The sequence below is a fragment of the Maledivibacter halophilus genome, from assembly GCF_900167445.1.
Taxonomy (GTDB): Bacteria; Bacillota; Clostridia; order Peptostreptococcales; family Caminicellaceae; genus Maledivibacter; species Maledivibacter halophilus.
Map to the genome: position 1 here is coordinate 418,333 of NZ_FUZT01000003.1, position 18,271 is coordinate 436,603.

Here is an 18,271-nt window from a genome sequence, read left to right on the forward strand (position 1 = left end):
TTTTTTTCAACTTAAAACAGAGTTATAATTCATTTTATTTAGGCGGCATTACTGTTGCAACACCTTTAAGAACCACATCTCCATTTTGATTAGTACAAATTGTATTAAGCTTTAATCTATTTTTTTCTTCAATTCTCTCTATAACTTCTACTTCTGCCTTTATAGTGTCTCCAAATCTTACTGGAGCAGTAAATTTTAGTTCTTGACCAAGATATATAGTTCCCGGTCCAGGTAGCTGTACCCCTAAAACTGCTGATACCAAGCCTGCTGTCAACATACCATGAGCTATTCTGCCCTTGAACATTGTATTCTTAGATACTTCCTGATTAATATGGGCAGGATTTATATCTCCTGTTATTCCTGCATAAAGGTAAACATCTGTCTCCGTTATGGTCTTTTGAAAAAAAGCTTTATCCCCAATTTGAATTTCTTTTATGGTTTTACCCTTCATCGAATTTGCCTCCCTTTTTTTATAATCCTGGAGTCAAGAAATTTAATTATTTCCAGACTCCAAAATCAGAATGTATATCTATAATAGCTTATTTAAGTCCACCGCCTATAATCGGTCGCCAGCTTTAAACTATTTTAAACTATAAAAATTATCTTTCTACTACTATGGCAGTTCCCTGACCTCCACCAATACATAAAGTTGCTAATCCCTTTTTGGAATCTCTTTTAATCATTTCATGAAGTAAAGTAACTAGTATTCTTGCTCCAGAAGCTCCAATAGGATGGCCTAATGCAATAGCTCCACCATTTACATTTACTTTTTCCATGTCAAACTTTAGATCCTTTGCCACTGCTAGAGATTGAGATGCAAAGGCTTCATTAGCTTCAATCAAATCCATATCTTCTATAGTTAACCCAGCTTTTTCTAATGCTTTTTTAGAAGATGGTACTGGTCCATATCCCATAATAGCAGGGTCCAGTGCAGCCGATCCATATGATTTTACAGTGGCTATGATATCCAATCCCAATTCCTCAGCCTTTTCTCTAGACATTACTATAAGCATAGCAGCTCCATCATTTATACCTGATGCATTACCTGCTGTTACTGTACCATCCTTTTTAAATGCCGGTCTTAATTTTGAAAGCTTTTCAATTGAACTTCCAAATTTAGGATGTTCATCTGTATCTACTATTATAGGATCTCCTTTTCTTTGTGGAACTTCTACTGGAACTATTTCATCCTTAAATCTTCCTTCTTTAATAGCTTTTTCAGCTTTTTGCTGACTGGCAAGTGCAAATTCATCTTGTTCTTTTCTGGAAATTTCCCATCTCTGTGCAATATTTTCTGCTGTAACCCCCATATGATAATTGTTAAAGGCTTCCCATAATCCATCCTTTATCATGGAGTCAACTAATTTACCATCGCCCATTCTCTGTCCCCATCTTGCTTTATCAAGAAGGTATGGAGCTTGTGACATGTTTTCTGTACCACCTGCCAGGATTATGTCTGCATCTCCCAGCATGATAAATTGTGCCGCCATACTTACTGTTCTAAGTCCTGAACCACACACTTTGTTTATTGTTATTGCAGGTACTGTCTCTGGTATGCCTGCTTTGATAACAACCTGTCTTGCAACATTTTGTCCGAGTCCAGCCTGTAATACATTACCTATAAGCACTTCATCAATCATTTCTGCCTTGATTCCAGCTTTTTTAATGGCTTCTTTTGCAGCTGCAACACCTAAATCTACTGCTGATACAGATTTAAAATTTCCTCCAAATGTTCCTATTGCTGTTCTAACTGCACTTACAATTACCGCTTCTCTCACTCTTATTCCTCCCTGTTAATTCTATAATTTTTCAGCTTTTTATTTTGAATAATCATAAAAACCTTTTCCAGTCTTTCTGCCTAAAAGTCCTCCCCTTACCATCTTTCTTAGTAATGGATGAGGTCTGTATTTTGAATCTCCAAATTCTTCGTATAACACTTCCATAATCGCTAAATTAACATCATTTCCTATTAAATCAGCTAAAGCTAAAGGTCCTATAGGATGATTTGCACCAAGCTTCATAGCTGCATCAATATCCTCTGCACTTGCAACTCCATCTGCTAAAATTCCAACTGCTTCATTAATCATAGGAATAAGTATTCTATTTACTACAAAACCTGGAGCTTCTTCTACTTCTACAGGAGTCTTCTTTAGTTTATTTGTAACCTCTATAATTGTATCCTTTGTCTCCTTTGAAGTAACTATTCCCTTTATAACCTCTACAAGCTTCATTACTGGAACAGGGTTAAAGAAATGCATTCCTATAACTTTGTCTGGTCTTTTAGTCGCACTTGCAATTTCTGTTATTGAAAGTGAAGAAGTATTTGTTGCAAGTATTGCCCCTTCCTTACAAACTTCATCTAACTCAGCAAATATTTTTTTCTTGATTTCCATGTTTTCCACTGCTGCTTCCACTACTAAATCTGCATCCTTTGCCAAATTAATATCTGTAGTAGCTGTAATTCTGCCTAGTATCTCATTTTTCTTTTCCTCTGTTATTCTTTCCTTTTTTACACTTCTATCCAAATTTTTTGTTATTATTCCTACGCCTCTTTCAACAAATTTTTCTTCTATATCTCTCATTACTACTTCATAACCTGACTGAGCAAAAACTTGAACAATTCCACTACCCATTGTTCCTGCGCCTAGAACAAATATTTTCATTCTTAGTCCTCCCTTTTTCTTTATTTTTATTATTTGTTTTTAAATTCTGCTTTTCTTTTTTCCAGAAAAGCTGACATACCTTCCTTTTGGTCTTCTGTTGCAAAGCATAATCCAAATAAATCTTTTTCTATCTCGTTTCCAGTATCCAAATCACAATTAATTCCTCTATTTATAGCTACTTTAGAGTATTTAACTGCAATTTGTCCATTGGATGCAATTTTCTTAGCCATTTCTAAAGCTTCACTTATTAATTCCTCTTGGGCAACAACCTTATTTACCAAACCTATTTCCTTAGCTTCCTGTGCCTTTATTATATCTGCTGTAAAAATTAATTCCTTTGCCTTTGCCGTTCCAACTAATCTTGCAAGCCTTTGGGTTCCAGCAAATCCTGGGGTAATTCCCAATCCAACCTCTGGCTGCCCAAATTTAGCTTTTTCTCCTGCGATTCTTATATCACAGCTCATAGAAAGCTCACAGCCACCACCTAATGCAAATCCGTTTACTGCTGCTATAACTGGTTTTTCCATAAGTTCAATTTTTCTAAATATACTTGATCCCAATTCTCCAAACTTTCTTCCTTCTACTGCTGTCTTATCTCTCATCTCAGATATATCTGCTCCTGCTATAAAAGCTTTTCCTTCACCTGTTATAATGAGAACATAAATCTCTTCATCCTTCTCAATATCATCTATTGCTCTATCTAGTTCCTTTAAAACATCAGTATTTAATGCATTTAAAACCTTAGGTCTATTGAAGCTTAGAATAGCTATATTATCTTGCTTTTTTAACAACAGATTATCGTAACTCATATTTTCAGCTCCCTTTGCTTAAATATTTTTCCAACCTATACACAAGATATTCGCAAGTCCTGTGCCAAGTTATAAAATTTAAATGTTTTTCCTAATTTTTTTTTAATTTTTAATCTTTTATAGGTAATATTATTTAAATAAAATATTACTGAAACATTTGATATACAAGAGTTTATCAAGCTTATCCATCCTTCGCTTAGTTTGTCAATTTTTTGACAAATCAATGGATAGTACTAATTTGTTTTCCTGAAATTTGAGGGGGTTTTCTCTTTTCCCCATGGAATAATAATAAATTCTGTATACTTATTTAACACCTCCCAGCTGATTGATGATTTAAATAATTATTTTAAATATCCATCACCCCCAGCTTTCCTAATGATATGCTCCATAATTTCTTTTTATTAAATAATTTTATGTAAATAAATAGCCCATATGAAATTATGCACATAAAATTTACATGTGTACTTTATTTACACTTTTGCCAAAATTAGTGTTGTAGACAGCTTGTTTGATGCAATATAGAATTTCTTTGATGTAATATAGAATTTAAATTTGATATACTACGGGGATTTATATATTATAAAAGGAAATGTTACATTACTAAGGCTCTTTGAAGATTTAAGATTTGTTATTTCAGGTAATGCCATTTAAATAACCTTCTTTCAAATTTGTTTACCTAAATATTTACTTCTACACTTATATTTTACATCAATAATATATAGATTCAAGTAAAACTATTAAATAAAAAACTTACCTAATTAACATTATTAATTTAAAAATACAATATGTAGATGATTCGTCTGACCCCTTCTACTACATTTTGTATTTTAAAAATTTTTATATGTATTATGGAATTTCCTCAATTTTATATACAACTATAAAAATATTCATAATAAAGTACTTGACGTAAATTGGATTTAGTGATAATGTTAAAATATAAATTAAATAAATATTTTCTTCAGGGCAGGGTGCAATTCCCGACCGGCGGTACAGCCCGCGAACCATGAAAATGGTTGATCTGGTGAAACTCCAGAGCCGACAGTATAGTCTGGATGGAAGAAGAAAGATTTTTTGTGTGTGTTTTGTAATTAAGCCCTGAAGTTTTACTTCAGGGCTTCAATATTTTTTGAATTCAAAAGCATAAATACTATTTAAAATTATAGGAGGTCATCATAATGTTTAAAGTAAAAAAAATGACTACAATGGCTATGCTCATAGCACTATCTGTTATATTAATCTATACTATTCGTTTTCCAATTATTCCATCGGCACCATTTTTAGAATATGAACCTGCCGATATACCCATAATTATAGGTGCTTTAATTTACGGAACAGTAAACGGTTTAATCTTAACCGTAGTTGCTTCCTTTATTCAAGCCCTTACTGTTAGTTCAGCTAGCGGTTGGATAGGTTTTGTAATGCATGTTCTTTCAACTGGAACCTTGGTTTTGGTAAGCAGCACCATCTACCATAGAATTAGAAGCTTCAAGGGATTGGTTATTGGGTTGATTCTTTCATGTTTTGCTATGACATTAGTTATGGTTCCAACAAATCTCTTTTTTACAGTCAAATTTTTAGGAGTACCATATGAGGCCGTTAAAAGTATGCTAATACCAGCAATAATCCCCTTTAATCTACTAAAATCTATTATTAACTCTGTTGCCATAGGATTTGTATACAAAGGAATAAGAGTTGTAATAAAGGAAAAATCCCATAATATGACAATAAAACATAATGTTTAATCTAATGAACATACTTAAGGCTATGAAAAAAGTTTTATTTTAATTCCTAAAACTATTTTCATAGCCTATTCCTATTAGAATAATTTATATTTTTTAATCGCCTAACTATAAATTAGAACTAGACCTATCTTAATTTAATCTGTTGTGCTAGTAAATCAAGATTTTTTATCTACTAGAAAATAAAAAACTGTGAAAGTTTCTTATCATTATAGTCCTTCACAGCTTTTATATTATTTATATAATTTCTATTCTTCTATTGTTTCATCATCTTCTACTACTTCATCATCTTCTACTACTTCATCAATTTCAGTATCTTCTTCATCTAGTTCAATAGTTTCAGTTTCTTCATCCCAATTAACTTTAAGTCCAAGGTTTTCAGCTATTAATCTAAGAGGTACATATGTCCTTGAATTTATTATTTCAGATTTAGTATCAATATCTATTTTTTCCCCATTTACATATACTTCATTGTTATCTATTGTAAGGACTATCTCAACATCATCCTTAAGAACTGTTACTTCTCTTGTTTCTTCATTCCATTCTACTTCTGCTCCAAAACCTTCTACAATTGCTCTAACAGGTACTAAAGTTCTCCCTCCTTTTATCACCGGTGGAGTATCAAACTTCATATTAGCCTTTTTAGATAATACACTATCAACATCTAAAACCTTTATATCTTCTCCATCTTCTAACATTTCTTCCTTGGCTTGTTCAATTTCTTCCAATTCATCCTCTGTATACTTATTTCTAATAACTTCTTTTCTTTTAATCGTTATAGACTTCATGTCCTGCTTTAACTCTTCCATTTGTCCTTTAATTTCCTGAAGCTGTTGATTTAGCTCCTTAGCTAATTCATTATCTTCACCATTTTTAGCTTCTTCATATTTTTTTTCTAATTCATCTTTTTGAATTTCCAACTCATCTTTTTGAGTTTCAATCGCATCCTTATCCTTCTCTAACTTATCCTTAAGTTCCTTCCAATCCTTACCTTTTTCAATTTCTTCATTAACTTTTTCACTACTTTCATCACTAATTTCTTCATTAGTTTCTAGCTCTTCATTTTCTTCAGTTTCTGTAACTGTTTTTTCTTGTTTTGTCTTTATCTTATTAAGATTTTCCTTTCCTTTTACTTTATCCCCTGCTAAGGCAAATGTAACACTGGATAATATGAGTGTACAAGAAAGCGTTATTGCTAAAAGCTTTTTTGACATGTTTAGTCCTCCTTTGTTTTTTATGTATTTAATTCATTATAGATTACGTATAAATTTAAAGTTTTTAGTACTTAAGAAATAGAAATTAGGACTAAAAGCCCATTTTTGATTTTTCTTTTATATTTCTCTTTTAAAGCAGGAAATTTATAGGACTTTGTATAACTTATAATTGAGGAAATTACATAATTCTAACTTGGCTAAGTTGCATAATATATATGGTATGCCTTTGGAGATTTTCAAACTATATGTAATAGATAGTTTTTACAGAAGGTAATTATGCAATTTGCTCAATTAGATATATTCAACAATTTTAAATACAATGTTGTTTATCTATAGTTTATACTAAAAAGTTGGTGAATATTATGACAAAATATAAAACAAAAACAGTTCCAATCGATGAAATTGAACCGGGTATGATTATAGCTCAAGATATTTTTACCGATATGGGACAAATGTTAATATCTACCGATACCAAACTGGATGAAAAACATCTTCGCAAACTAAAACTTTACCAAATTAAAGACGCTGTTATTAAAGAAGTTGTAGAAGAAGATTCAAGTCATAAAAATAATCTTAATATCGAAACCTCTAGGAAAGATAGAAAAAAATTTCAATTATTCACCTCATCCTATTTGGAACATAACAACTCTCTAAAAGATCAAATGATGGATATTAGTGAAGGCAAAGAAATTGATATTTCGGAATTATTTTCGATTAGCAGTGATTTATTAGATTGTGTAAAACATAGAAGCAATTTATTTAACTTTTTAAGTAGCCTTCAAAGCTTTGATGATTATACTTATTCTCACTGCATAAATGTTTCATTGATATCCTATACAATTGGACAATGGCTGGGATTTAGTAAGAAAGAACTTATGAATATATCCGTTGCTGGACTGCTTCATGATATTGGTAAAACTAAAATTGATAGAAATATTTTAAATAAGCCTGGCCCCCTTACAAATGCGGAATATGAAATAGTAAAAAAGCATAGCACATATGGATTTAAAATCATTGAAAAGCAAGATATCTCATATAATATCAAAATGGCTGTTCTCATGCACCATGAAAGATATGATGGTTCCGGTTATCCCTTAAGGGCTAAGAATAATGAAATAAATAACTATGCAAAAATTGTGGCTATTGCCGATGTCTATGATGCTCTTACTTCTAAGCGCCCCTATAGAGACAAATTTTCTCCTTTTTATGTAATCGATAAGTTTGAAAAGGAATATTTGGGTAAGATGGACACAAGATTTTTAATGAAATTTCTTCAAAACATTGCTTATTGCTATCTAGATAATTGGTGTTTACTTTCTACCGGTGAAGAAGCAAAGATTATATTTATCAATAAGCAGATGCCATCTAGGCCAATTGTTCAAATAGATAATACTATATTGGATTTGAGTCAGGAAATAGATATATATATTGAAAGTGTATTGTAGACAAGAAAACTGGTAAAAGATGATTAACAATCTTATATTTTATAAAATCTTGTTAATCATCTTTTTATGTTCATTAGCTTTAATTATTCTTCAAATGTTTTAACTACGTCCTTAAGCTTTTCTCTTATTGGTATGTTTTGGGGACATTCTTCTTCACATCTTCCGCATTCAACACATTTAGAAGCCTTAGCTTCGTCCTTAATAAATTTATTATAATTTTCCTTTTCCCCTTCGATATTATCAAACATGAATCCATCATTATAGTATTCAAAGGCTCCTGGTATGTTTACTCCAGCAGGACATGGCAGACAATATCTACAGAAGGTACAATTTACTTTTATTTTATCTTTATACATATTTCCCACCTTGGCAATCAAACTCTTTTCCTTCTCTGTTAAGGAATTACTTTTTCCTTCATCGGCATATTTTATGTTTTCCTTAACTTGATCCAATGTAGACATGCCGCTTAGGACTGTACTTATTTCCGGATAATCCCAAAGATATCTTAATGCCCACTGGACAGGAGTTCTTTTAATGTCATTGCTATTCCAAGCATTCATAATTTCATCAGGAACTTTAGATACAAGCTTTCCACCCCTTAATGGCTCCATTATTACAATGCCTAATCCTTTCTGTGCAGCATATTTTAAGCCTTCCTTACCGGCTTGATAATCTTCATCAACATAATTATATTGTATTTGGCAGAAGGTCCAATTATAAGCATCCACAATTTCTTTAAATAATTCAACATTGTCATGGAAGGAAAAGCCCACATATTTTACTCTGCCATCCTTGACAATTGTATCTAAAAATTCAAATAGTCCATTTTCGGTTAGGTTTTTCCAATAGCTTTCTTTTAGGGTATGAACTAAGTAAAAGTCTATATGATCTGTTTGCAGTTTTTCTAATTGCTCATCAAGATATTTATCCATATCTTCTCTTGTTTTAATAAGCCAGCTTGGAAGCTTTGTGGCTAGATATACCTTTTCTCTATATCCATCCTGTAGAGCTTTTCCAACTAATCCTTCACTCATCTGACCATGATATGGATATGCTGTATCAATATAATTTACTCCATTGTCTATGGCATATCTTAGCATTTCAATTGCCTTTTCTTCATCAATATTCTTGATATCTTCACCAATAATAGGAAGCCTCATGCATCCAAAGCCAAGGGCTGAAACCTTTTCCTCTGTTTGACCAAATTTTCTATATAACATTCTTACTCCCCTTTCTCTCTCTATATATAGATGTACGCTTGTAAAATTTAATTTATGGTCGTAGCCACTGAGAATTCTTTTGGCTCATGTAATAAACCTGTTTTAAATTGAATAACCAAAGGGATAAACAGGTTTATAAAAATCGCTCAAAAGAAAACCTCAGAGGCTACTTCCTTTCTTAAGTTTTATTGGCGTATATCTATAATAGTAAAACAAATTAAAGTTTTAAAACCTCTGGATAACTACCATATATAATAATCTTAAATACTATAATTCTATTTCAAAGATATAAAATCCTTCTATAGTTTATAAATGAAATAAAAGGGGTTTAAAATGCAAAGTCCTGAATTTTTATGTTCATAAGATGATCAATTCTTTCTAACAATTATTACTTCCATATCAACCTCGATATGGTATAAGCCAATTATTTAGCTCTTTTGTTTGTTTATAAATACTTTGATAAATATGAAAAAGTTTTTTATATCTATTAACATTTTTATATTTTGGTATAAACTCTTTGTCAACTTGTAAAAACGAATCTGAACAATCTTTTAACGTATCAAACCAACCGCAACCATAAGCAGCTAACATCGCAGCTCCAATTCCTGGCCCTTGCTGGCTAGAGAGCTTTATAATTTTAGCATTAAAAATATCAGCTTGTATCTGCATCCAATCATCATTTTTCGATCCACCACCAATTGAAATAATTGTATCAATTGTTTTACCATTTTTTCGAAAAATATCTATCGATTCATTTAAGGAAAAGGTTATCCCTTCTATTATTGCCCTAACAAAATCTTTTTTTTGATGAGTACTATTTATACCTATGAAGCTGCCCCTTATATTTGCATCCACATGGGGGGTTCTTTCTCCCATTAAATATGGTGTGAATAATAATCCATTAGAGCCTATAGGAACTGATTTAATTTCTTTAAGTAGCTTTTCAAAGGATTGATCCTCTGCAAAGACATTTTTGAACCAGCTTAAGCTATAGCCTGCTGAAAGTGTAACTCCCATTGTATAAAAGGCATCTTCTACTCCATGATTAAAGTAATGGACTTTTCCTTCGAAATCTTTGTCTGCATTTTCTTCATATGACAAGACTACTCCTGAAGTTCCAATACTAACCATTGTTCTTCCACTTTCTATAACGCCTGAACCAATGGCACCACATGCATTATCTGCTCCACCTGCAAATATACGGGTTGAATTTGATAAACCAGTAATTTCAGCTAAATCAGATGATATTTTTCCTACTTCTTTGTGAGATTCTATTATTGGAGGGCAAAAATCATAATCAAGCTTAAGAAGGTCACAAATTTCCTTACTCCATTTTTTCTTTTTAACATCAAATAATAAAGTGCCAGCTGCATCAGAATAATCCATATGTAATTTACCTGTAAGTTTGTAACGCAGGTAATCCTTTGGTAATAAGAATTTTTTTGCTTTACTAAATATATCTGGTTCATTCTTTCTTACCCAAAGAATTTTAGGTAAAGTAAAACCCTCTAATGCAATATTTTTAGTAATATCCAACAAGCGTTCCTTTCCAACAGTCTTATAAATCTCTTGGCACTCTTTTGTAGTACGTGTATCATTCCAAAGAATGGCATTTCTTAAAACTTCATTATTCTCATCCAATAACACCAATCCATGCATTTGTCCTGAAAAACTTATTCCCTCAATTTGAGATGAATCTCCTTTGAAATTCTTTATTAGATCAGTTAGTCCCTCAATCGTTTTATTAAACCATTCTAGAGGATTTTGCTCACTATATCCAGTTCTTTTTTGTATTAGAGAATAGGGTCTAGATACTTCCTGTACTACACTACCATACTCATTTACTAACAGTATTTTAACAGCACTGGTTCCTAAATCAATTCCTATTACGTATTTCATTGCAAAATCACTCCTTTAAATATTTTTGATAAACCTATTTATATTCTTTTTTCCCTGGGTAATACCAAACTCTAATTCATAACTTATTTCCTTATAAAATTTTAATGAATGATAATAAACTACATCAGGATAATTCTTAGTAGGTGATAGATATTCATCATATTTCTCTTGTCTATTTCATTCAATTTACCCATATAAGCAAAATGTCTCAAGTACTTGAGACATTTTGCTTTAATTAAATTAATATTCTGGTAATCTCTTTATATTTTTATCTGTAAAAATATCAGAAGAATCGTCACTATTAGAAGAAAACTCTGAAATTACTGCGCCTTTATCTCCAGCTTGAAACCAATGAAGGGTATTTGGTTTAATCGTGAATTGCTGGCCTGCTTCAAGTACTATTTCTTTAAATACCGTAAAATTTTTTCCGTATTCCTTAGGAAGAATAGCTATTGGGTTAGAGGTTCTTTCCCCTTCTACATATAAATATACTTCTCCCCATCTGCATCTAAATGTTTCCATCTTTCCTTCAGAATTATCTTCTCTTTTAGGGTGTTTATGCTCTGGGCAAGTCTGTTTTGGAAATAAAACCATCTCTTTTGCACAATATCTACTGGTATTTATATATGTAACCAGCTGCAATCCCATTTTTTCTATATCATTTAATCCAAAATCTGCAACCTCAATATTATTTATTTCATCATTTGTTAAAACTATATTAGCTTTTTGAAAATATTCATAGGTTTTCTTTCTAATATCATCAACTAGTTTCTTATTCAAATTAATTAAGCCTCCTATCAAAAATAAGGTTTCTTATAATCTATTAGCCGATCCAAACCTTTTAATTGTACTTCTTGCCTCTTCTTTTAATGCTTCTGTGGCAGAACCCAATATATCCATAGTCATTAAATTATCAGGGTTTTCTTTCATATATCTCTTCATTTCATCAATAAAGGCTTTTCTTAATGCTGTACTTACATTAATTTTACTTACTCCTAATGATATTGCTTTTTTAACATCATTTTCTGGAACTCCACTGCCACCATGCATTACTATTGGAATATTAACCAATTTTGATATATTATCTAATAATTCAAAATCAAGTTTTGGCTCCCCTACATATAATCCATGGGCTGTTCCAAAGGCTGGTGCAATGCAGTCAATGCCAGTTCTTTCAACAAAATCCTTTACTAATTCAGGATCTGTTACTTGAACATTATCAACTTTTTCTCCAAATTCAGTTGTTTGACCTATTGTCCCTAATTCTCCTTCTACAGTAACTCCAACAGCATGAGCCATATCAACTACTTTTTTTGTATTAGTTACATTATCTTCAAATGGAAGAGTAGATCCATCATACATTACTGATGTAAATCCACCTCTTATACATTCAGCTGCAGCTTCAAATGATGGTCCATGGTCTAGGTGAATAGCTACTTTTATATCTTTATTTCTTCCGAAGTTCTCTATTATATCCACAATATTTTTAGCATCAACATATTCAACTTCTTCATAAGCAGCTTGAATAATCAATGGTGATTTTAATTCAGCTGCCACTTCAATAAAGCCTTTGTAAAACTCTAGATGTGAACCATTTAATGCTGGTACTGCATATCCATTCTTGTAAGCATCTTCTAATATATCTTTCATAGGTACTAATTTCATTTTATTTTCCTCCTAGAATTGTTAAGTGAGCAAATTGCATAATTACCTTGAGTAAAAACTATATATATATCTTTATAATCTGCAAAGATATACCACATATATTATGCAATTTTGCCAAGTTAGAATTATGCAATTTCCTCAATTATTTTATAGTATATAAATTTAATATTTATTATTAGAAAGTACCTCTTCTCTAATATTCATATCTTTGTATGCGTTACCCATAATGCTTTTGTAAACTAACAAAAATATGGTATCTATAACCGAAAAGGCAGGAACTCTCGTATAACTAAATTCCTTAAAAAATAATTCTTCATTTGTTACTGTAAATAGTTTGTAATCAGACAAATTTACTAAAGGAGATTTTTTGCTGCTAGTTAAACAGATAGTGGTTGCTCCCCTCTCTTTAGCTATCTCAAATATCTTCAATATAGATTTTGATGTTCCTGAATTTGATATTCCAAAAGCTATATCATTTTCTGTTAGAGAATAAGCAGATGAAATTTGCATTTCAGATATAATATCTACATGGCTTCTTATTCCAATCAAGTTGAATTTATACGCTGCATCCATTGCCACAGGCAGTGAATTCCCTGCTGCATAAAAATAAATGTAGTTACTATTTATTATCTTATCAATGCACATAGTCATCATATTCACATCTAAACTCTCAGACGTCAGCTTTAGTTCTTCTACTTTATAGCTCATAATACTTTTTATAGAAGATTTTATATCCTTTAAATCTACAGTTGCCGGAATAATGTTATTAGGATTTACGAATTTTTTGGCTAAAGTCATTTTAAAATGCTGGTATCCATTAAAGCCCAATTTTTTGCAAAATCTAACTATAGTTGCATCACTAACATCACTTTTTTCTGACAATTCTGTAATGGTCATATTTATTGCCTCTTCTGGAAATTGCAAAACATAGTCTGCAACTTTCTTTTCAGCATCAAACAAAGACTCATAAGCTATTTGTATAGAGTTTAAAACATTATTAATCCCTTTATCCATTTACACTCTCCTTTACTTTTAAAATTTTTTTGCTAATTTAGCAAATTAGAGTTATGCAATTTTCTCAATTAATATCTCTATAAATTAAATTTAACAGTATCCATATCAATATCTGCTTCGTTATCATCATCTATGATTGCTTCATCTATATCAACTGGTTTTTTCAATACTAATAGTACAATGGCTGTGGCAAAGGACCCTATTAATAGACTTAACATAAAGTATCCTGCTTTTACTGCAGGCATAGTAGGCAATACAAATAATCCTCCTGCTGGTATACCTGCGTTTGCCCCAAATAGCATACAAAATCCTCCTCCTATTGCACCACCAACACCTGTAGCAATAACACATTTGATAACATCATTCATAACAATAGGTAAAGATCCTTCTGTTATTTGAGCAAGGCCCATTGGAAAAGCTGATTTCAATGTTTCAATTTCTTGTTTAGTATATATTCTTTTCTTAATCAATTTAGAAATAAAGTAAGCTATTGTCATACCTATGGGAGTAACCATAGAAGCCAAAATGAGAACAGTAATTGGCTCTTTAATTCCTTCATAAAACAAACCTAATGCAAAGGCAAATACTACTTTATTAATAGCACCACCATAATCAATTGATGCAAAAACCCCAATAATCATACCATAAATGAATTTTGATTGACTATCTAGACCTTTTAAATAATTGGTTAATATTTCTGTAAGACCTCTTACTGGTATACCAATAACATAAAACATTATTAATCCTGATACAGCAGAAGCACTTAATGGTATAATAAGTGTTGGTAATAATCCTTCGGCCCAGTAGGGAACTTTTATACTCCTAATTAAGAAAACCGTAATATATCCTGCTATATATCCTCCAAGAAACCCCCCAAGGAATCCTGCTCCAACAGCATTTGCAACTAAACCAACAATCATTCCTGGAGCAATCCCTGGCTTATCTGCAATGGAATAAGATATACCAGTAGATACAACCATTGGCAACAACGTTAATCCCATTATACCCATAGTAGAAAAAGCATCAAATATAGTAAAACTTTTGCTAAAATCCGTAATATTCTGACCAGACCCAAAATTACCAATTACAAGTAAAAATCCTGAGCCCACAACAATTGGAATTAAAAAAGATATAGCTGTCATTGCATGTTTTTTTAAATCACTAATTTTCATCAATAACTCCTCCTATTGTTAGTTAATGAAATTGCATAATTACCTCTTGTAAAAATTACCTAATATATCCAAATTTAAATTTTCTAGAAATCTGCCATATATATTATGCAATTGTCCCAAATTTAAATTGTTCAATTATCTCAATTATTTCGTAACTACACTTTCTATTTTTTTTATAAGTTTTTTAGGAGATTTAATTACAGTATCAGTTGAAACTTCAACTGTTTTCTTTCCTTTAAATCTTTCCATATCATTTATTTTTATATCAGCTGCAATAATCACAACATCAGCTTCTTTGATATCCTTTTCCTGAAGCTTATCTTTTACCCCAATAATTCCTTGAGTTTCGATATGTACTTCATGTCCTAAACTTTCGGCAGCACTTACCAACTTTTCTTTTGCGATATAAGTATGAGCAATGCCAGCGGCACAAGCAGCAACACCTACAATTTTCATTATTATAACCCTCCAATTTAGATAAATACTTTTTTTATATCTTCAACTGATTTAGCCTCTAATAATTTTTCTACTGCTTCCTCCTTTCCTAGCTTAGAAGCTACTTCAGCTAATAACATCAAATGTTTTTCAGCATTTTCATTGTCATTACCTACAGCAAATAGAAAAACAATTTTAACTCCCTTATCATCTAATGTTTCCCATTCAATTTCTTGCTTTAACTTTCCAATTGCCACACCTATTTCTTTAACTGAATCACTCCTTCCATGAGGAATTGCTATATAATTTCCTATACCTGTGCTTCCAAGAGATTCTCGATGATAGATATCTTTTTTAAAAGATTCTATATCATCAATATAGCCAGCAATCTTTAATTTTCCTGATAATTCATCAATAGCTTCATCCTTATTCTTTGATAACATGTCAATACAAATAAGCCTGTCGTCTAATATTTTACTTAAATCCATAAAAAGCACCTCAAATCTTATATTTTTAATATTGCTAGAATAAATACTGAAATAAATCTCACGAAAAATATTTTTTCGTATTTATGTGTTAACGCAAAAATATTTTTTACATAATCATTATAACATTTCATATTTATATGTCAATCTAATTTTTATCTTTTGCTTCTTAAGGGAAGAAAACCTCAGAGGCTACTTCCTTTCTTAAGTTTTATTGGCGTATATCTGTAATTTAGGTATAATAAAAATAATAGTAAAAGTATTTTATGAAAATACTGACTGGCGGTTCTGGATTACTAATTATTTCTTTAGGTTTTTCTTTGAAGTTAAAAAACTTAAGAACACAGTATTGGAGGTAACAAAATGAGTGATAAAAAGATATTAATAGTTGAAGATGAAAGCAGAATGAGAAGGCTAATTTCTGATTATTTGAAAAAGGAAGGCTATAGCATTATTGAAGCCGACAATGGTAAAAAGGCCATTGATATTTTCAGCTCTGAAAAAATCGATTTGATTATATTAGATATTATGATGCCAAAGTATGACGGCTGGACGGTTTGTAGAGAAATACGGAAAATATCCAATATACCTATAATAATGCTTACAGCTAGAAGCGAGGAATCCGATGAGTTATTTGGATTTGAGCTTGGAGCCGATGAATATATTACTAAGCCCTTTAGTCCTAAAATTTTAGTGGCAAGGGTAAAAGCTCTTTTAAAAAGATCTTATATGGAGGAAGAAAAGATATCCTATGACGGCTTGGAAATAGATGTTAATGGACATAGGGTTTTTATTGAAGGCAGAGAAATTGAAATGACTCCAAAGGAATATGAATTGCTAATTTTTATGACTCAAAACAAGGGAGCAGCCCTTAGTAGGGAGCAAATACTCAACAGCGTATGGGGCTATGACTACTTTGGAGACTTAAGAACTGTAGATACCCATATAAAGAGGCTTCGAATGAAGCTGGAAAATAAGAGCAATTATATTCAAACCGTAAGAGGTGTTGGATACAGATTTGAGGTGGATAAATGAAAAATTCTATAGGTAAAAAACTGTTTATTGGAATTGCTTTCTTTGCTTTAATAATAGTTTCTCTTTCATGGCTTTTAAACACTAAGTATTTGGAGGATTACTATTTAGACAAGAAAAAAGACAGCCTCTTTGAATATGCCCAGGATATTCAAAGAGATTATAAGGGTAATATCGATTCTATTGATGAAAGAATTGCAAATATTGAAAATTCCATAGGGGGAAGCATAACAATAATAGATGAAAATGGCAGTGAAATATATTCTTCAGTATTTACCCAAGGAAGAGGTGGAAGAGGTCGTTGGAGCGTAGGTGGTATTAGTCTTTTGACCAATGAAGGAATCAGAAGGGTCTTAAATGGAGAAACGACCTTGGAAAGCTATATCCATCCTAGATTTAATACAATGTCCTTCCTATTGGCTTCTCCTTTAACAAATGGTCATATATTAATTATGGAAGCCCCAGTTTCATCTATTAAAGAAAGTGTAGAAATAGCCAAGAGCTTTCATATCTATATTGGAATAATTTCTCTTTTAATCGGAACTATACTTGCCTTTATTTTTTCTAAAATATTTACAAAACCTATAGTTGAGCTTAATAACGTGGCTAAAAGCATGTCTAAGCTGGACTTTAGCAAAAAATATATTGTTAAAAATAATGATGAAATAGATCAGCTTGGAAAAACTATAAACTATTTATCCGACAAGCTTGATACTTCCATTACAGAGCTTAATATGGCTAATAAAAAGCTTAAGGCTGATATAGAAAAGGAAAGACAGCTTGAAAAGCTTAGGAAGGAATTTATTTCAAGTGTTTCCCATGAGCTTAAAACACCTATAGCCCTTATACAGGGTTATAGTGAAGGTTTAAAGGATTCTGTAATAGAGGATGAAGAAGACAAAAACTTTTATTGCGATGTAATAATCGATGAGGCAAATAAAATGGACAAATTAGTTAAAGATTTACTTAATCTATCCCAACTGGAATCTGGTTATTATCAACTTCAGAAGGAATCCTTTAACATCTATGATTTAGTTAAAAATATTATTGATAAATTTCACCCTATACTTAATGAAAAAAATATTAGTCTTAAAGTAAATTCCGATAATAAAAAATTAAAAATTTGTGGTGATCTTTCTAGGATAGAACAGGTTCTTGTGAACTTTATCAACAATGCAATAAATCATGTTGACGATAGAAAAACTATAAAGATAAATATCAAGGATCATGCTCAAAAGGTTAAAGTAGAGATAATAAATACCGGCGAAATCATATCTGGTGATGAAATAGATAAAATATGGGATAGCTTTTATAAGGTAGATAAGTCCAGAGCTAGGGAATATGGTGGAACGGGACTTGGACTATCTATAGTAAAGGAAATTTTAAAGCTTCATAATAGTTCCTTTGGTGTAGTTAATGTAGATGGTGGTGTTAAGTTCTGGTTTGAGATGGATAAGGTATGCTAGGATGTAAATAGGG

The 18,271-nt window shown here is 31.4% G+C and carries 17 protein-coding genes and 1 riboswitch; of the genes, 4 read left to right on the forward strand and 13 right to left on the reverse strand.

Annotation, left to right across the window (positions count from 1 at the left end):
• Positions 1-34: 34 nt before the first annotated feature.
• From B5X81_RS07900 to B5X81_RS07915, 4 genes are all read right to left on the reverse strand, one after another.
• Positions 35-451, reverse strand: coding sequence for a MaoC family dehydratase (locus B5X81_RS07900; RefSeq protein ID WP_079490740.1), 417 nt, complete (start codon positions 449-451; stop codon positions 35-37).
• 148 nt (positions 452-599) lie between these two features.
• Positions 600-1,778 carry an acetyl-CoA C-acetyltransferase gene (locus tag B5X81_RS07905; RefSeq protein ID WP_079490742.1) on the reverse strand — a complete coding sequence of 393 codons (1,179 nt, stop codon included), beginning with the start codon at positions 1,776-1,778 and terminating at the stop codon, positions 600-602.
• Positions 1,779-1,817: 39 nt separating this feature from the next.
• Positions 1,818-2,663, reverse strand: coding sequence for a 3-hydroxybutyryl-CoA dehydrogenase (locus B5X81_RS07910; protein WP_079490743.1), 846 nt, complete (start codon positions 2,661-2,663; stop codon positions 1,818-1,820).
• Positions 2,664-2,692: 29 nt separating this feature from the next.
• Entirely contained in the window at positions 2,693-3,472 is a 780-nt protein-coding gene (locus B5X81_RS07915; RefSeq protein WP_079490745.1) for a short-chain-enoyl-CoA hydratase, read from the reverse strand.
• 950 nt (positions 3,473-4,422) lie between these two features.
• Positions 4,423-4,540, forward strand: a riboswitch (FMN riboswitch).
• Positions 4,541-4,647: 107 nt separating this feature from the next.
• Here B5X81_RS07915 and B5X81_RS07920 point away from each other — a divergent pair.
• Complete coding sequence (locus tag B5X81_RS07920; protein ID WP_079490747.1) at positions 4,648-5,214, forward strand: ECF transporter S component; 567 nt, start codon at positions 4,648-4,650, stop codon at positions 5,212-5,214.
• A 245-nt stretch (positions 5,215-5,459) separates the two neighbouring features.
• Here B5X81_RS07920 and B5X81_RS07925 read toward each other — a convergent pair whose 3' ends face one another.
• Positions 5,460-6,425 carry a copper amine oxidase N-terminal domain-containing protein gene (locus B5X81_RS07925; RefSeq protein WP_079490749.1) on the reverse strand — a complete coding sequence of 322 codons (966 nt, stop codon included), beginning with the start codon at positions 6,423-6,425 and terminating at the stop codon, positions 5,460-5,462.
• Between the two features lie 362 nt (positions 6,426-6,787).
• On the opposite strand from B5X81_RS07925, the gene B5X81_RS07930 reads away from it, so the two are divergent.
• Positions 6,788-7,870 (forward strand): HD-GYP domain-containing protein, encoded by a 1,083-nt coding sequence (locus B5X81_RS07930; protein WP_079490751.1) that lies wholly within the window; start codon positions 6,788-6,790, stop codon positions 7,868-7,870.
• An 83-nt stretch (positions 7,871-7,953) separates the two neighbouring features.
• Here the strand turns inward: B5X81_RS07930 and B5X81_RS07935 are convergent, their stop codons facing one another.
• From B5X81_RS07935 to B5X81_RS07970, 8 genes are all read right to left on the reverse strand, one after another.
• Positions 7,954-9,090 carry an aldo/keto reductase gene (locus B5X81_RS07935; protein ID WP_079490753.1) on the reverse strand — a complete coding sequence of 379 codons (1,137 nt, stop codon included), beginning with the start codon at positions 9,088-9,090 and terminating at the stop codon, positions 7,954-7,956.
• Positions 9,091-9,489: 399 nt separating this feature from the next.
• Complete coding sequence (xylB, locus tag B5X81_RS07940) at positions 9,490-10,989, reverse strand: xylulokinase (RefSeq protein WP_079490754.1); 1,500 nt, start codon at positions 10,987-10,989, stop codon at positions 9,490-9,492.
• Positions 10,990-11,229: 240 nt separating this feature from the next.
• Entirely contained in the window at positions 11,230-11,769 is a 540-nt protein-coding gene (locus B5X81_RS07945; RefSeq protein WP_079490756.1) for a D-lyxose/D-mannose family sugar isomerase, read from the reverse strand.
• A 33-nt stretch (positions 11,770-11,802) separates the two neighbouring features.
• Positions 11,803-12,654 carry a class II fructose-bisphosphate aldolase gene (locus B5X81_RS07950; protein ID WP_079490757.1) on the reverse strand — a complete coding sequence of 284 codons (852 nt, stop codon included), beginning with the start codon at positions 12,652-12,654 and terminating at the stop codon, positions 11,803-11,805.
• Between the two features lie 162 nt (positions 12,655-12,816).
• Positions 12,817-13,668: a MurR/RpiR family transcriptional regulator gene (locus B5X81_RS07955; protein WP_079490759.1), complete on the reverse strand. Its 852-nt coding sequence runs from the start codon at positions 13,666-13,668 to the stop codon at positions 12,817-12,819.
• A gap of 77 nt (positions 13,669-13,745) precedes the next feature.
• The gene (locus B5X81_RS07960; RefSeq protein ID WP_079490760.1) at positions 13,746-14,840 is read right to left on the reverse strand and encodes a PTS fructose transporter subunit IIC; all 1,095 of its coding nucleotides are present in this window, start codon (positions 14,838-14,840) and stop codon (positions 13,746-13,748) included.
• 144 nt (positions 14,841-14,984) lie between these two features.
• Positions 14,985-15,296, reverse strand: a complete 312-nt coding sequence (locus B5X81_RS07965; protein ID WP_079490762.1) for a PTS fructose transporter subunit IIB — start codon at positions 15,294-15,296, stop codon at positions 14,985-14,987.
• A 17-nt stretch (positions 15,297-15,313) separates the two neighbouring features.
• Positions 15,314-15,763, reverse strand: coding sequence for a PTS sugar transporter subunit IIA (locus tag B5X81_RS07970; RefSeq protein ID WP_079490763.1), 450 nt, complete (start codon positions 15,761-15,763; stop codon positions 15,314-15,316).
• 360 nt (positions 15,764-16,123) lie between these two features.
• On the opposite strand from B5X81_RS07970, the gene B5X81_RS07975 reads away from it, so the two are divergent.
• Positions 16,124-16,795, forward strand: coding sequence for a response regulator transcription factor (locus tag B5X81_RS07975; RefSeq protein ID WP_079490765.1), 672 nt, complete (start codon positions 16,124-16,126; stop codon positions 16,793-16,795).
• Positions 16,792-18,258: a sensor histidine kinase gene (locus B5X81_RS07980; protein WP_079490766.1), complete on the forward strand. Its 1,467-nt coding sequence runs from the start codon at positions 16,792-16,794 to the stop codon at positions 18,256-18,258. Before B5X81_RS07975 ends, B5X81_RS07980 begins: the two co-directional genes overlap by 4 nt.
• Positions 18,259-18,271 lie beyond the last annotated feature (13 nt).

Coding starts and splice junctions, on each gene's coding strand:
- B5X81_RS07900 (WP_079490740.1), bottom strand. CDS start 451: ATGAAGGGTAAAACCATAAAAGAAATTCAAATTGGGGATAAAGCTTTT.
- B5X81_RS07910 (WP_079490743.1), bottom strand. CDS start 2,663: ATGAAAATATTTGTTCTAGGCGCAGGAACAATGGGTAGTGGAATTGTT.
- B5X81_RS07915 (WP_079490745.1), bottom strand. CDS start 3,472: ATGAGTTACGATAATCTGTTGTTAAAAAAGCAAGATAATATAGCTATT.
- B5X81_RS07920 (WP_079490747.1), top strand. CDS start 4,648: ATGTTTAAAGTAAAAAAAATGACTACAATGGCTATGCTCATAGCACTA.
- B5X81_RS07925 (WP_079490749.1), bottom strand. CDS start 6,425: ATGTCAAAAAAGCTTTTAGCAATAACGCTTTCTTGTACACTCATATTA.
- B5X81_RS07930 (WP_079490751.1), top strand. CDS start 6,788: ATGACAAAATATAAAACAAAAACAGTTCCAATCGATGAAATTGAACCG.
- B5X81_RS07935 (WP_079490753.1), bottom strand. CDS start 9,090: ATGTTATATAGAAAATTTGGTCAAACAGAGGAAAAGGTTTCAGCCCTT.
- xylB (WP_079490754.1), bottom strand. CDS start 10,989: ATGAAATACGTAATAGGAATTGATTTAGGAACCAGTGCTGTTAAAATA.
- B5X81_RS07950 (WP_079490757.1), bottom strand. CDS start 12,654: ATGAAATTAGTACCTATGAAAGATATATTAGAAGATGCTTACAAGAAT.
- B5X81_RS07955 (WP_079490759.1), bottom strand. CDS start 13,668: ATGGATAAAGGGATTAATAATGTTTTAAACTCTATACAAATAGCTTAT.
- B5X81_RS07960 (WP_079490760.1), bottom strand. CDS start 14,840: ATGAAAATTAGTGATTTAAAAAAACATGCAATGACAGCTATATCTTTT.
- B5X81_RS07965 (WP_079490762.1), bottom strand. CDS start 15,296: ATGAAAATTGTAGGTGTTGCTGCTTGTGCCGCTGGCATTGCTCATACT.
- B5X81_RS07970 (WP_079490763.1), bottom strand. CDS start 15,763: ATGGATTTAAGTAAAATATTAGACGACAGGCTTATTTGTATTGACATG.
- B5X81_RS07975 (WP_079490765.1), top strand. CDS start 16,124: ATGAGTGATAAAAAGATATTAATAGTTGAAGATGAAAGCAGAATGAGA.
- B5X81_RS07980 (WP_079490766.1), top strand. CDS start 16,792: ATGAAAAATTCTATAGGTAAAAAACTGTTTATTGGAATTGCTTTCTTT.